The sequence below is a fragment of the Streptomyces sp. NPDC088354 genome (genome assembly GCF_044753585.1).
Taxonomy (GTDB): domain Bacteria; phylum Actinomycetota; class Actinomycetes; order Streptomycetales; family Streptomycetaceae; genus Actinacidiphila.
The window spans coordinates 275,375-289,464 of sequence record NZ_JBIVNJ010000010.1 but is presented as its reverse complement, the minus strand read 5'-3'; the positions used below and the strand labels follow the sequence as shown (position 1 = coordinate 289,464).

Annotated in this window: 12 protein-coding genes and 1 rRNA gene; 10 read left to right on the top strand and 3 right to left on the bottom strand. The window is 73.9% G+C overall.

The features are described from left to right. From rrf to ACIP98_RS18355, 3 genes are all read left to right on the top strand, one after another. A 5S ribosomal RNA gene (gene rrf / locus ACIP98_RS18365) occupies nucleotides 1-105 on the top strand; the annotation flags it as partial. A 280-nt stretch (nucleotides 106-385) separates the two neighbouring features. After that, nucleotides 386-1,399: a hypothetical protein gene (locus ACIP98_RS18360; protein WP_401976833.1), complete on the top strand. Its 1,014-nt coding sequence runs from the start codon at nucleotides 386-388 to the stop codon at nucleotides 1,397-1,399. Nucleotides 1,400-1,422: 23 nt separating this feature from the next. Next, nucleotides 1,423-2,322 carry a hypothetical protein gene (locus tag ACIP98_RS18355; protein WP_401976853.1) on the top strand — a complete coding sequence of 300 codons (900 nt, stop codon included), beginning with the start codon at nucleotides 1,423-1,425 and terminating at the stop codon, nucleotides 2,320-2,322. A gap of 76 nt (nucleotides 2,323-2,398) precedes the next feature. Here the strand turns inward: ACIP98_RS18355 and ACIP98_RS18350 are convergent, their stop codons facing one another. Beyond that, the gene (locus tag ACIP98_RS18350; RefSeq protein ID WP_401976831.1) at nucleotides 2,399-3,685 is read right to left on the bottom strand and encodes a DUF1015 family protein; all 1,287 of its coding nucleotides are present in this window, start codon (nucleotides 3,683-3,685) and stop codon (nucleotides 2,399-2,401) included. A gap of 72 nt (nucleotides 3,686-3,757) precedes the next feature. Here ACIP98_RS18350 and ACIP98_RS18345 point away from each other — a divergent pair, with 72 nt between their 5' ends. Beyond that, nucleotides 3,758-4,789 carry an HAD-IIA family hydrolase gene (locus ACIP98_RS18345; protein WP_319661826.1) on the top strand — a complete coding sequence of 344 codons (1,032 nt, stop codon included), beginning with the start codon at nucleotides 3,758-3,760 and terminating at the stop codon, nucleotides 4,787-4,789. 24 nt (nucleotides 4,790-4,813) lie between these two features. Here the strand turns inward: ACIP98_RS18345 and ACIP98_RS18340 are convergent, their stop codons facing one another. Beyond that, nucleotides 4,814-5,161, bottom strand: coding sequence for a sterol-binding protein (locus ACIP98_RS18340; RefSeq protein WP_319661827.1), 348 nt, complete (start codon nucleotides 5,159-5,161; stop codon nucleotides 4,814-4,816). A 148-nt stretch (nucleotides 5,162-5,309) separates the two neighbouring features. Between ACIP98_RS18340 and ACIP98_RS18335 the strand changes: the two genes are divergently transcribed. The 6 genes from ACIP98_RS18335 (at nucleotide 5,310) to ACIP98_RS18310 (ending at nucleotide 12,185) form a co-directional block, all read left to right on the top strand. Then, entirely contained in the window at nucleotides 5,310-6,467 is a 1,158-nt protein-coding gene (locus ACIP98_RS18335) for a histone (protein WP_401976829.1), read from the top strand. Continuing rightward, on the top strand, nucleotides 6,460-6,714 hold the full coding sequence (locus ACIP98_RS18330) for a hypothetical protein (protein ID WP_401976826.1): 255 nt from the start codon (nucleotides 6,460-6,462) through the stop codon (nucleotides 6,712-6,714). Before ACIP98_RS18335 ends, ACIP98_RS18330 begins: the two co-directional genes overlap by 8 nt. Nucleotides 6,715-6,721: 7 nt before the next feature. Next, nucleotides 6,722-7,528, top strand: coding sequence for a TlyA family RNA methyltransferase (locus ACIP98_RS18325; RefSeq protein ID WP_401976825.1), 807 nt, complete (start codon nucleotides 6,722-6,724; stop codon nucleotides 7,526-7,528). Beyond that, entirely contained in the window at nucleotides 7,525-8,445 is a 921-nt protein-coding gene (locus tag ACIP98_RS18320; RefSeq protein WP_319661830.1) for an NAD kinase, read from the top strand. Before ACIP98_RS18325 ends, ACIP98_RS18320 begins: the two co-directional genes overlap by 4 nt. Nucleotides 8,446-8,483: 38 nt before the next feature. Next, nucleotides 8,484-10,226 carry a DNA repair protein RecN gene (gene recN, locus ACIP98_RS18315; protein WP_319661831.1) on the top strand — a complete coding sequence of 581 codons (1,743 nt, stop codon included), beginning with the start codon at nucleotides 8,484-8,486 and terminating at the stop codon, nucleotides 10,224-10,226. Nucleotides 10,227-11,048: 822 nt separating this feature from the next. Further along, nucleotides 11,049-12,185, top strand: coding sequence for a glycosyltransferase family 4 protein (locus tag ACIP98_RS18310; RefSeq protein WP_401976823.1), 1,137 nt, complete (start codon nucleotides 11,049-11,051; stop codon nucleotides 12,183-12,185). A 27-nt stretch (nucleotides 12,186-12,212) separates the two neighbouring features. On the opposite strand, the gene ACIP98_RS18305 is transcribed toward ACIP98_RS18310, so the two are convergent. Further along, on the bottom strand, nucleotides 12,213-14,021 hold the full coding sequence (locus tag ACIP98_RS18305; RefSeq protein ID WP_319661833.1) for a glycoside hydrolase family 15 protein: 1,809 nt from the start codon (nucleotides 14,019-14,021) through the stop codon (nucleotides 12,213-12,215). Between the last annotated feature and the right edge of the window lie 69 nt (nucleotides 14,022-14,090).

The window sequence follows — 14,090 nt, the reverse complement described above, 5'->3', positions numbered from 1 at the left end:
AGCGTTAGGGAAACGCCCGGTTACATTTCGAACCCGGAAGCTAAGCCTTTCAGCGCCGATGGTACTGCAGGGGGGACCCTGTGGGAGAGTAGGACACCGCCGAACAATCTTTCTGGACCCTCGGTCCTGGCCAAAGCGCTGGGGCCGGGGGTCCTTTTGTTTTTCACGCCAGTGCGCAGTCCGCGGACGGTACGCGAGACTGGCACTACAGCAGTACGAACGACAGGAGTCATGTCGATGTCCAACACGCCCGAGGAAAGGCCGGATCGGCCGGAGCGGCGCGCGCCGCGTCAGGGCGGCGACCGGGGTGGTTTCCGCAGCAGCGGTCCCCGCCGCGAAGGCGACCGAGCCGGCGGCGGTTTCCGTCGCGACGATCGCCCCCGTTATGACCGGCCCCGTGAGGACCGGCGGGACGATCGAGGTGGCTTCCGTCGCGACGACCGTCCTGGTGGCGATCGTCCCCGTGAGGACCGTCCGCGTCAGGACCGTCCCGGTGGCGATCGCGGTGGGTTCCGCCGTGAGGACCGTCCGCGTCAGGACCGTCCCGGTGGTGACCGTGGTGGGTTCCGTCGTGACGACCGTCGTGACGAGCGTCCGCGCTTCGACCGTCCCCGTGACGATCGCCCGCGTGACGATCGTCCGCGTCAGGACCGTCCCGGTGGTGACCGTGGTGGGTTCCGTCGTGACGACCGTCGTGACGAGCGTCCGCGCTACGACCGTCCCCGTGAGGACCGTCCCGGTGGCGATCGTGGTGGGTTCCGTCGTGACGACCGTCGTGACGAGCGTCCGCGCTTCGACCGTCCCCGTGACGATCGCCCGCGTGAGGACCGTCCGCGTCAGGACCGTCCCGGTGGCGATCGCGGTGGGTTCCGTCGTGACGACCGTCCGCGCTACGACCGTCCCCGTGAGGACCGTCCCGGTGGCGATCGCGGTGGGTTCCGTCGTGACGACCGTCGTGACGAGCGTCCGCGCTACGATCGCCCGCGTGAGGACCGTCCGCGTCAGGACCGTCCCGGTGGCGATCGTGGTGGGTTCCGTCGTGACGACCGTCGTGACGAGCGTCCGCGCTACGATCGCCCCCGTGACGATCGCCCCCGCGAGGACCGTCCCGGTGGCGATCGTGGTGGGTTCCGTCGTGACGACCGTCGTGACGAGCGTCCGCGCTACGACCGTCCCCGTGAGGACCGTCCGCGTCAGGACCGTCCCGGTGACGACCGTGGTGGGTTCCGCCGTGACGACCGTCGCGACGACCGACCGCGTGGTCCGCGCAGGGACGACGACCGCGGTGGCCGGCGTCCGTATGTGCAGGGGCGTGGCCGCTTCGCGGACACGCGGGGCCGTGACGACCGCCGTGAGGAGCGGGAGCCGATCAAGCGGCTGCCGATCCCGGAGGACGTGACGGGCCAGGAGATCGACCCGAGCGTGCGGCAGGAGCTCATGAGCCTGCCGAAGACGCTGGCGGAGGACGTGGCGCGCAACCTCGTGATGGTGGCCCGGCTGCTGGACGAGGACCCGGACGCGGCTTACGGGTACTCCCGTGTCGCGCTGCGGCTCGCGTCGCGCGTCGCCGCCGTCCGTGAGGCGGCCGGTTTCGCGTCGTACGCCACGGAGCGGTACTCCGAGGCGCTGGCCGAGTTCCGGACCTGCCGCCGGATGACGGGCACGGTCGACCTGTGGCCGGTCATGGCGGACTGCGAGCGAGGCATGGGCCGTCCGGAGCGCGCGCTGGAGATGGCGGGCGCCCCGGAGGTGCACAAGCTGGACCGCGCCGGCCAGGTGGAGATGCGCCTGGTGGCGGCCGGGGCCCGGCGCGACATGGGCCAGAACGAGGCCGCGGTCGTCACGCTGCAGAGCTCCGAGCTGGCGTCGAACGCCGTTCACCCGTGGACCGCCCGGCTGCGTTACGCGTACGCCGACGCGCTGCTCGCCGTCGACCGTGAGGACGAGGCGCGCGAGTGGTTCGCCAAGGCGGTGGAGGCCGACCACACCGGCAGCACGGACGCCTCCGACCGACTGGCGCAGCTGGACGGCGTGGCCTTCGTCGACGTCCTGGACGACGAGGACGACGACGCGGTCGTCCCCGGCGACGACACGGTGGAGCCGTCCGGCGCGGACGCGGAGCACGAGGACGAGGACGAGGACGACGAGGACGAGGAAGCGGGTGACGAGGACGAGGACGACGAGCCGGAGGCGAAGGCCACGGCGGACGAGGGCCCCGCCGCCCCGGTGGAGGAGCCCGACGTCGACCTGACCGACGAGGCCGATCCGTCGGCCTTCCTCGAGAACCCGTTCAAGGAGCCCTCGCGCGACACCGAGGACTGACCCGCGGCGCTCCGCGGACAGTGAACGAAGAGGGCGGCACCCGCATCACGCGGGTGCCGCCCTTCGGCGTTCCGCGTCAGGCCGGTGTGCCCTCCGGCTCCAGGCTGCGCAGGACCAGGCCGGAAGCCGGCTTGGGCCCGAACGACGTCGACTTGCGCGGCATCGTGACGCCCTGGCGGGCGAGTTCGTGGACGATGCTCTCCTGCACCGGGTGGATGAGCACGGCGGTGCCGCCCAGCCGCCGCGCGTGCGCCACGGCCGCCTCCGTGTCGTGGATGTACTGGATGTGCTCGGGGGAGTCCGGGACCTCCCAGACGCGGTCCAGCAACAGGCTGTGCAGCACGGTCGCGTCGAGCCGCCGCCATGCCTCGGGGCGGTCGTGCGGGACGGCCAGCGCGGTCAGGTCCGGATCGGGCCGGTCCAGCAGGTGGAAGTCGTTGTCGCCGCTCAGGACGAAGGCGTTGCCCTCGGCCGTGGCGTCCTCGAGGGCGGCCAGGGCCTGGGGGAGCGGGCCCGGCAGTTCGCGGACCCGGAAGGCCTTGCGGGCGGCTTCCAGGGCGAGGGCGGGGGGCAGTTGGGGCAGTACGCGGTGGATCGCGCGGACCCGCAGCGGGTAGCGGGCGCTGTCGACGAGCAGGACGAGGCCGTAGTCCCAGGGGCTCGGGCCGTGGTGCTCGGACTGGAGCCTCAGGTAGGTGGCCCAGCGGTGGTGGCCGTCGGCGATGAGTGCCTGGTGGCGCGACAGGTCGGCGCCGACGGCCGCGATGGCGTCGGCGTCGGTGATCGCCCACAGGCGGTGCCGGATGCCGTCCTCGGTGGTCGTGGCGAGCAGCGGGGCTTCCTGGACGGTGCGTTCGACGATCCGGCCGGCGGGTCCGTCCTCGCCGCGGTACGACAGCAGCAGCGGTTCGAGGTTCGCGGCGGTGGCGCGCATGAGGGCGGCGCGGTCGGCGACCGGTCCGGGCATGACGTCCTCGTGGGGGAGGACGATGCGCTCCTCGGGCGGGGTCAGCCGCAGGGCGCCGATGAGTCCCCGTTGCAGGTGGTCGCCGTCGTGCTGCTCGTAGACGTACAGCGCGGGGGCGGGGTCCAGGGCGAGGACGCCGTCCTTCTGCCACTGGGACAGCGCGGAGGCCGCCTTGAGGTGCCGGCCGTCCGGGGGCTCGGCGCTGGGGAGGATGAGCCGCACGACATTGTGCGGGTCGGCTGTCTCGAGGTGCCGCTGTCCCTCGGGCCGGACGACGACGTCGTACGGTGGCGAGGTGACCGCGGCCAGGCTGCCGACCCGCTCGGGGACGTAGCGGAGCGCGCGGAACGGTGCGAGCCGCAAACCACCCGGTGCAGCGGGTCCGGAAATGCTCATCCGGGAATGCTACGCGGGTCATGCCCGCGGGGAGTGCCGAGTGATCGACAACATACGAGGAGCGACAGCCCGATGACGACTCACCGGACCGTGCCGGACGGCAGTGAACAGCCTTTGGACCAGGCGTACGACACGGCGCTGCTCGATCTCGACGGGGTCGTGTACGCCGGCGGCGACGCCATCGCGCACGCGGTCGACTCGCTCGGCATGGCGCGCGGGCACGGTATGCACCTGGCGTACGTCACCAACAACGCGGCCCGCACCCCGCAGGCCGTCGCGGAGCACCTGACCCGGCTGGGCGTGCCCGCGGAGGCGTCGGAGGTCATCACCTCGGCGCAGGCGGTCGCCCGGCTGATCGCCGACCAGGTGCCCACCGGGGCGCGGGTGCTGGCGGTCGGTGGGGAGGGGCTGGTGGAGGCGCTGCGCGAGCGCGGACTGCGGCCGGTGGACTCCGCCGACGACGACCCCGCGGCGGTCGTCCAGGGCTACTCGCCCAAGGTCGGCTGGGAGCAGCTCGCGGAGGCCGCGTACGCGGTCAACCGGGGCGTGCCCTGGTTCGCGTCCAACACCGACCTGACGATTCCGACCGCGCGCGGCACGGCGCCCGGCAACGGCGCGCTCGTGGAGGTCGTGCGGATCGCGACCGGCGCGACGCCGCAGATCGCCGGCAAGCCGCTGCCCCCGATGCACCGCGAGACCGTCATCCGGACGGGCGCCGAGCGGCCCCTGGTGGTGGGGGACCGGCTCGACACCGACATCGAGGGCGCGCACGCGGGTGGCGTCGACTCCCTGCTGGTCCTGACCGGGGTCACCACCGCGGCGCAGTTGCTCGCCGCGCCTCCGCAGCACCGGCCGACGTACGTGGACGCGGATCTGCGCGGGCTGCTCACGCCGCAGCCCGAGGTGGAGGCGGCCGGCGGCGAGGGGGCGTACCGCTGCGGTGGCTGGACGGCGCTGGCGGGCGAGGGCGCGCTGCTGCTGGACGGGCAGGGCGAACCCATGGACGGGCTGCGCGCGCTGTGCGCGGCGGCCTGGACGGCGGCAGGTGGCGGTACCTGCACTCTGGACGCGGAGAAGGCCCTGGCCCGGCTGGGCCTGAGCTAGCCGGGCCGGGCGCCGGGAGGGCGGCTAGAGGAGCTTGCGCAGCCGCAGGAGGTCGCGCAGGGCCGCCTCCAGCTTCACCCGGCCGCTGCCCCACGCCTTCGCGAAGTGCAGCCTGCCGTCGACGAGCGCGACCAGGTCGTCACCGGCCATGGTGAGCCGTATCTGCGCGCGCTCGTCCGGCGTGCCGGGCACGGTGACGACATCCTGGATGCGGCCGCCGGAGAGCCGGCCGACGAAGGTGATGTCGAGGTCGGTGATGCGGCAGCTCAGCGAGCGGTCGAGGGCGGCCGCGCTGCGCACGTCGCCCTCCGCCCTTGCGAGGTTCTCCGACAGCCGGTCGAGTGCGCTGCGGCACTCCTCGATGGTCGCCATCGGTTGTGCGTCTCCCGTTCGGATGCTGACGTGTGCTGATCGACGGTACCGCAGCGGACCCTTGGCGAGGCGCGGGCCGCTACGGGGTAGCGTCATGACCAACGAGAAGCACGGAGACCGGTGAACCCGAAGGTGAGGAGTGAGGGCGATGCGGGACGCGCTGCGGACCTGCCTGCAGATTGCGGGCGGCCTGACCGAGGCCACCCGGCGACGGGCGGTCGGGGCGGCGAGAGAGCTGCTGGACCAGGCGGGGATAGACGTCGAGGAAGTCCAGCGTTCGATCGGCCGGCGCATCCCGGCGGAGGTCCAGACGCTCGCCGATGAGCTGATGACGGCTGGGCGCGCCAACCGGGACCTGCTCGTCGGGCTCATCCGCGAGGAGATCGACAAGGCGATGACCCGGGTCAGCCGCCTCGCGGACGACGTCACCCGGGTCGGGGTCGTCCTGGAGGCGCTGGAGCGGCGCATCCGCAACCTGGAGGGCGACGGGCGGGCCAGGACGGCCGCCGGCGCCTCCGACACGGCTGCCACGTCTGACGCGGACGGTATGGACGACGACATGGACGGCGTGGAGGCCGAACCGGGGCTGTACGTGCCGCCGCAGCCGCCCGTCGAGCACGTGCCGGTCGAGGGGGAGGAAGGGCCGGCCACGGCCGCCACTCCCACCGCGCGCAAGAACGCCGCCCCCGCGACGCCTCCGGCCTCCCCCAAGGAGGCGGCCGCGCCGTCCAGGACCCCCGTCGCCGCGCCCACCGCGCGCAAGAACGCCGCCCCCGGGGCGGTGCCCGCCGCGCCGAAGAAGGCGACCCCGGCATCGGCCGCGGCTCCGGCGAAGAAGGCGGCTCCGGCGGCGAAGAAGGCCCCGGCCAAGAAGGCGGCTCCCGCCAAGAAGACTGCTGCCGCCACCAAGGCCGCGTCCGCCACCAAGGCGACACCGGCCAGGGCGACACCCACCAAGGCGACACCGGCCAAGAAGACCCCCTCCGCTCGCAAGGCCGCGCCCGCGGCCCCGACCGCCCCGGCGAAGAAGACCGCCGCCAAGAAGGCCGCGCCCGCGGCCAAGACGGCCTCGGCGCCCACCGCGCGCAAGAGCGCCGCCTCAGGGGCGGTGCCCGCCGCGCCGAAGTCCGCGACCCCGGCGGCGAAGAAGGCCCCGGCGAAGAAGGTCGCCACCACGGCGAAGACGGACCCCGTCAAGAGCGCGGCGAAGAAGACCGCCACCGCGAACCCGGCGGCCAAGAAGACCGCCGCCAGGAAGACCGCGGCGAAGAAGGCCACCGGGACGCGGGAGGCGGGCCGTGACTGAGACGGGAGCGGTACAGGTGACGCCTGAGGCGACAGCCCAGGGGGCACCGGAGGCGGCGCCGGGGCCGGAGGGGCCCCAGCCGCTGGGGGTCGTGGTGGAGGCGACGGGGAATACCGAGGTGGACGGCGTGCTTGTCCGCCTGGGGGACGCCGACGCGCTCCCCACCGAGGACCACATCGAGGTGTACGAGGATGTACACCGAGGGCTGCGTGACGCCCTCACGAGACTCGACGACAACAGGAGCTGAACCTCACGTGGCACGACGCCGACTCGACGCCGAGCTGGTGCGCCGGAACCTCGCCCGCTCACGGGAGCACGCCGGGCAGCTGATCGCCGCCGGCCGGGTGACCGTGGGCGGGACGACCGCGACCAAGTCCGCCACGCAGGTGGAGACCAGCGCGGCGGTGGTCGTGGCCGAGGACGGCTCGGACCCGGACTACGTCTCCCGAGGCGGGCACAAGCTCGCCGGGGCACTGGCGGCCTTCGTGCCGCTGGGACTGGCCGTGGAGGGGCGCCGGGCGCTGGACGCCGGCGCGTCGACCGGCGGCTTCACGGACGTACTGCTCCGCAACGGCGCCGCGCACGTCGTGGCGGTGGACGTCGGCTACGGCCAGCTCGCGTGGTCGCTGCAGAGGGATGAACGCGTCACCGTCAAGGACCGTACCAACGTACGCGAGTTGACGCTCGAGCAGATCGACGGCCGGCCGGCCGACATCGTCGTCGGCGACCTGTCCTTCATTCCGCTCGGGCTCGTCCTTCCCGCTCTCGTCCGCTGCTCCGCGCCCGACGCGGACCTTGTCCTCATGGTCAAGCCGCAGTTCGAGGTCGGGAAGGAACGGCTGGGCAGCGGCGGTGTCGTGCGCAGCTCCCAGTTGCGCGCCGAAGCCGTACGCCAGGTCGCCGGACAGGCGGCCGAACTGGGACTGGGGGTACTGGGCGTGACCGCGAGCCCGTTGCCGGGACCGTCGGGGAATGTGGAGTACTTTCTGTGGCTGCGCGCCGGGGCACCCGAGCTGGACCCGGCCGACGTCGACCGCGCCGTGGCGGAGGGGCCCCGTTGAGCGAGACACTTCAGGCGCAGGAGCGCACCGTCCTCCTGCTGGCGCACACCGGCCGGCCGGCCGCCATCCGCAGTGCGGAGCGGGTCGTCCAGGGACTGCGGCGATGCGGCATCGGCGTGCGGGTGCTGGCCGAGGAGGCCGAGGACCTCACCCTGCCGGACAGCGACGCGGTGCAGCGGGTGCAGGAGATCGGCCCGGAGACCGTCGAGGACTGCGAGTTGATCATCGTGCTCGGCGGTGACGGCACCCTGCTGCGCGGCGCGGAGTTCGCCCGGGCCTCGGGCGTGCCGATGCTCGGCGTCAATCTGGGCCGCGTCGGCTTCCTCGCGGAGGCGGAGCGGGACGACCTGGACAAGGTCGTCGACCGGGTCGTCACGCGCGACTACGAGGTCGAGGAACGCATGACGATCGACGTCCTGGTCCGCAACGACGGCCGTGTCGTGCACACCGACTGGGCGCTCAACGAGGCGTCGGTGGAGAAGCAGGCGCGCGAGCGGCTGCTGGAGGTCGTCACGGAGGTGGACGGCCGTCCGGTCTCCCGGTTCGGCGGCGACGGAGTGGTCATGGCGACCCCGACCGGATCGACGGCGTACGCCTTCTCCGCAGGCGGCCCGGTGGTCTGGCCGGAGGTCGAGGCGCTGCTCATGGTGCCGATCAGCGCGCACGCGCTGTTCGCCAAGCCGCTGGTCACCTCGCCGAGGTCGGTGCTCGCGGTCGAGGTGCAGCCCAAGACGCCGCACGGGGTCCTGTGGTGCGACGGACGACGGTCGGTCGACCTGCCCGCGGGAGCGCGCGTCGAGGTGCGGCGGGGTGCCGTACCGGTGCGGCTGGCGCGGCTGCACCACGCCTCGTTCACCGACCGGCTGGTCGCGAAGTTCGCCCTTCCGGTCGCGGGCTGGCGGGGCGCGGCGCACTGAGGAGTGAGGCCCGTCGCGCGGCGGGCCGCAAACCTCGTATGGTCGTATCCGTGTTGGAGGAAATGCGGATCAGGTCGCTGGGAGTCATCGAGGACGCCGTGGTGGAGTTGTCACCCGGCTTCACCGCGGTGACCGGCGAGACCGGCGCGGGCAAGACCATGGTCGTCACGAGTCTCGGGCTGCTCCTGGGCGGCCGCGCCGACCCGGGTTTGGTCCGGATCGGCACGAAATCGGCGTCCGTCGAGGGGCGGATCACGCTGAGTGCCGACGCGCCCGCCGCCGTGCGGGCCGAGGAGGCCGGTGCCGAGCTGGACGACGGTGCGCTGCTCATCAGCCGTACGGTCTCGGCGGAGGGCCGCTCCAGGGCGTACGTGGGCGGCCGCTCGGTGCCCGTGGGGCTGCTGGGCGAGCTGGCGGACGAGCTGGTGGCCGTGCACGGTCAGACCGACCAGCAGGGGCTGCTGCGGCCCGCGCGCCAGCGCGAGGCCCTGGACCGGTACGCGGGGGACGCCGTCGCCGTGCCGCTGGCCAAGTACGGCGCCGCCTACCGGCGGCTGCGCGAGGTCGCCGGCGAGCTGGACGAGCTGACCACCCGGGCCCGGGAACGGGCCCAGGAGGCGGACCTGCTGCGCTTCGGCCTGGACGAGGTCGCCGACGCGGAGCCGCTGCCGGGCGAGGACAACGAGCTGGCCGCCGAGGCGGAGCGGCTGGGCCATGCCGAGGCGCTCGCCTCGGCCGCCAGCCAGGCCCACGCCGCCCTGGCGGGCAACCCGGAGGACCCCGAGGGCGTCGACGCGGGGATGCTCGTCGCGGGCGCCCAGCGCGCCCTGGACGCCGTGCGCTCGCACGACCCGGAGCTCGCCGCGCTGTCCGACCGGATCGGCGAGATCGGCATCCTCCTCGGCGATGTGGCCGGCGATCTGGCCGGGTACGCGGACAACCTGGACGCCGACCCGCGGCGACTGGCCGCGGTCGAGGACCGGCGCGCCGTCCTCGCGCACCTGACGCGCAAGTACGGCGAGAACATCGACGCCGTCCTGGCGTGGGCGGCCACCGGCGGCGCGCGCCTGGGCGAGCTGGAGGGCGACGACGACCGGATCACGGAGCTGACCGTCGAGCGCGACGCCCTGCGGGCCGAGCTCGGCGACCTCGCGCAGGCGCTCAGCGACGCCCGCGCGGAGGCGGCGGACCGTTTCGCCGGGGCCGTGACCACGGAGCTCGCGCAGCTCGCCATGCCGCACGCCCGTGTCTCGGTCGCCCTGCGGCAGACCGAGGACCCCGAGGGCGTGCTGGTGGGCGGGCGCCCGGTCGCCTTCGGCGCGACCGGCGCGGACGAGGTGGAACTGCAGCTCGCGCCGCACCCCGGCGCACCGCCCCGGCCGATCTCCAAGGGCGCCTCCGGCGGTGAGCTCTCCCGCGTGATGCTCGCGGTCGAGGTGGTCTTCGCGGGGTCCGACCCCGTGCCCACCTACCTCTTCGACGAGGTCGACGCGGGTGTCGGCGGCAAGGCGGCCGTCGAGGTCGGCCGGCGCCTGGCCAAGCTGGCGCGGACCGCGCAGGTCGTGGTCGTCACGCACCTGCCGCAGGTGGCGGCCTTCGCCGACCGCCAACTGTTGGTCGAGAAGACCAACGACGGCTCCGTGACCCGCAGCGGTGTGCGCGTGCTGGAGGGCGAGGAGCGGGTGCGCGAGCTGTCGCGCATGCTCGCCGGTCTTGAGGACTCCGAGCTGGGACGCGCCCACGCGGAGGAACTGCTCGCGGCGGCCCGCGAGGCCCGCTGAGGCGGCCGCGTCCGCGGCGGTACCGGGCCGGGGGGTGTTCGCCCGGCCCGGTCCCGCGGGTGCGCTGCTTGCGGCGACCGGCAGCGGGCCGAGCCCGTGGGCCCGGTGTCTCCGGCAGGCCCGGCGCTTCTCGCCGTCGCACTATGGGGCTCCAGTGGCCCCGGCTCCCGGCGATTGCGGGGAGGCGCGTTGTGCGGCCTGTGTCCCGTCCCACGACGGCTGAGGGCCGGGTGCCTGTCCGCGCGGTCGGGGCGGGGCCCGTCGCCCGGAGTCCGGGGTGTCGGGCGTTCCGATGCCGCTCCGCAGGCGCGCGCTCGTTCCGGACCGGGCGTCGGCCGGGTACGTCCCGCTGCGGCCCCGCTCACGCGGAAGGCGGGCCGACTGGACGGCAATGCCCGCCGGCGGCGCTGTGGGGCGGATGTGTGCGAGTCGGGGCTGGTTGTGCGGACGGGGTTGGATCGGCGGTTCTGACGGCGGGCGGGGCGTGCGCGGTGTGCCGGCGGGCGCCGTGGGGCGGATGTGGGTGGGCCGGGGCCGGTCGTGCGGACCGGGTTGGATCGGCACGGCTCTGACCGTGGGCAAGGTGTGTGGCGCACCGTGGGGTGCTGGTCCGCGGCGCCGCGACGCCCGGCGTACGCACCGGGTGCGGGCCGGGCGGGCGCGGGTTGGAGCACGCTGACGCACTCGTAAGGGTGGTCCCGCGTACGTGCGACCGGGCGCGCGCCGCGCAGCGCTCCCTGGATGGCGTATTGGCCTGGCATCCTGGAGGGCAGCACACTGCAAGCCCCTTCGCCCGATGCCGAGTCAGGAGTCCGACCGCGCGTGAGCAGTACTCCGAGCCCCCCGCACGGGCAGCTGCACGCCGTCCATGTGCTGGGTGAGACCGGGAGGGCCCATGTGGCCTCGGTCGCGGGCGGGTTGGCGGCGCGTGGGGTGCAGGTGACGGTCTGCGGGCCGGGCGCGGCGGAGGAGCGGTACGGATTCGCCGCGGCCGGGGCGCGGTTCGCTCCGGTGGAGATCACCCGCCGATCCGTGCCGCGCGCGGACGCGGCGGTGGTGACGGCTCTGCGGGCGGCCTGCGCCGGGGCGGACGTCGTGCACGCGCACGGCCTGCGGGCCGGCCTGCTGGCCACCGTGGCGCTGGGTGGGCGGCGCACCCCGCTGGTGGTCACCTGGCACGGCGCGGTCTTCGCGGAGGGCGCCCGCAAACCGCTGCTGCGGTTGCTGGAACGGCGCGTGGCGCGGGCCGCGTCCGTGGTGCTGGGCGCGTCCTCGGACCTGGTGGACAGGGCCCGCGCGGTCGGCGCCCGGGACGCCCGGCTGGCGCCCATCGGTGTGCCGCTGCCGCCCAGGACCGCCGCGACGCCCGAGGCGGTCGCCGAGGCGGAACGGCGCCGCCAGAAGGCGCGGGACGAATTCGGCGCCGGGGAGCGGCCGTTGCTGCTCGCGGTCGGCCGCCTGGAGCCGCACAAGGGGTACGACCGGTTGCTGGACGCGGTTCACGGCTGGACGCGGCTGCACCCGCAGCCGCTGCTGGTGGTCGCGGGTGAGGGATCGCTGCGCCCGGAGCTCCAGGAACGCATCGACACCGAGCGGCTGCCGGTGCTGCTGCTGGGCCTGCGTGACGACGTGCCCGAACTGCTGGCCGCCGCCGACGCGGTGGTGCTGCCCTCCCGCTGGGAGGCCCGCTCGGTCATCGCCCAGGAGGCCCTGCACGCGGGGGTCCCGCTGGTCGCGACGAACGTCGGCGGCACCCCTGAACTCGTGGGCGACGCCGCCGAACTGGTTCCCTACGGCGACCCGAAGCGGCTCGCCGACACCGTGGTGCGCCTGCTCGGCGATCCGGCGCGGCGGGCCGAACTGGCCGCCGCCGGCCCCGCGCAGGCGGGCACTTGGCCGACCGAGGATGACACGGTCGCCCAAGTGCTCAGCATCTACGACGAGTTGTCCTCGCGCTGATCGCCGCCCGGGGGGCCTGGCGGCTGTTCAGCCGCCGTACGCGCCGCTCGCGGTCAGCCGCAGCGCGGTGTCGATCAGCGGGACATGGCTGAACGCCTGCGGGAAGTTGCCGACCTGACGCTGCAGGCGCGGGTCCCACTCCTCCGCCAGCAGGCCGAGGTCGTTGCGCAGGGCCAGCAGCCGCTCGAACAGCCGGCGCGCTTCATCGACCCGGCCGATCATGGCGAGGTCGTCGGCGAGCCAGAACGAGCAGGCGAGGAAGGCGCCCTCGTCGCCGGGGAGGCCGTCGAGGTTCTCACCGCCGGGCGGGGCGTCGGTCGGGTAGCGCAGCACGAAGCCGTCCTCGGTGGACAGCTCCCGCTGGATCGCCTCGATGGTGCCGATGACGCGCTTGTCGTCCGGCGGCAGGAAGCCGACCTGCGGGATGAGCAGCAGCGACGCGTCGAGCTCGCGCGAGCCGTAGGACTGCGTGAAGGTGTTGCGCTCCTTGTCGTAACCCTTCTCGCACACGTCCCGGTGGATCTCGTCGCGCAGGTCGCGCCAGCGCTCCAGCGGGCCGTCGACCTCGCCGGACTCGATGAGCTTGACGGTGCGGTCGACGGCGACCCAGGCCATGACCTTGGAGTGAACGAAGTGCCGGCGCGGGCCGCGGACCTCCCAGATGCCCTCGTCCGGCTCGTCCCAGTGGTCCTCGAGGTAGTGGATGAGCCGGAGCTGGAGCAGCGAGGCGTAGTCGTTGCGGGCCAGGCCGGTCATGTGGGCCAGGTGGAGCGCCTCGGTGACCTCGCCGTAGACGTCGAGCTGCAGCTGGTGGGCGGCGCCGTTGCCGACCCGGACCGGGGTCGAGCCCTCGTAGCCGGGCAGCCAGTCCAGCTCGGTCTCGCCGAGCTCGCGCTCGCCGGCGATGCCGTACATGATCTGCAGGTTCTCCGGGTCGCCGGCGACCGCGCGCAGCAGCCACTCGCGCCAGGCGCGGGCCTCGTCCCGGTAGCCGGTGCGCAGCAGGGACGACAGGGTGATCGCCGCGTCGCGCAGCCAGGTGAAGCGGTAGTCCCAGTTGCGGACGCCGCCGATGTCCTCTGGCAGCGAGGTCGTCGGCGCGGCCACGATGCCGCCGGTGGGCCCGTACGTCAGCGCCTTGAGCGTGATCAGGGAGCGGACCACGGCGTCCCGGTAGGGCCCGTGGTAGGTGCACTGGGCGACCCACTCGCGCCAGAAGTCCTCGGTAGCCTCCAGCGAGGACTCGGGGTCGGCGAGCGGGGGCGGCTCCTTGTGCGAGGGCTGCCAGCTGATCGTGAAGGCGACGCGGTCGCCGGGGGCCACGGTGAAGTCGGCGTACGTGGTGAGGTGCTCGCCGTAGGTCTCGACATCGGTGTCGATCCAGACCGAGTCCGGGCCGGCGACGCCGACGGTGCGGTCCCCGACCTTGTGCACCCACGGCGTGACCCAGCCGTAGCTGAAGCGCATGCGCAGTGCCGAGCGCATCGGCACGCGGCCGCTCACGCCCTCGACGATCCGGATCAACTGAGGGGCGCCGTCACGCGGCGGCATGAAATCGATCACACGGACCGTTCCGCGCGGGGTGTCCCACTCCGATTCCAGCACCAGGGAGTCGCCCCGGTAATGGCGCCGGGTGGCGGCCGGCGGCTGCGCACCGTGCGGGAAGGCGGGGCCGAGCCGCCAGTAGCCGTGCTCCTCGGTGCCGAGCAGGCCCGCGAAGATCGCGGGGGAGTCGAAGCGGGGCAGACACAGCCAATCGACCGTGCCGTCCCGGCACACCAGGGCGGCGGTCTGCATATCGCCGATGAGTGCGTAATCCTCGATACGCCCGGCCACGTAGGTCTCCAGTCGAACGACGGCGGCGCCCCTAGGGACTGGGGCGGTATTTGCGGTCTGTGGATCTTT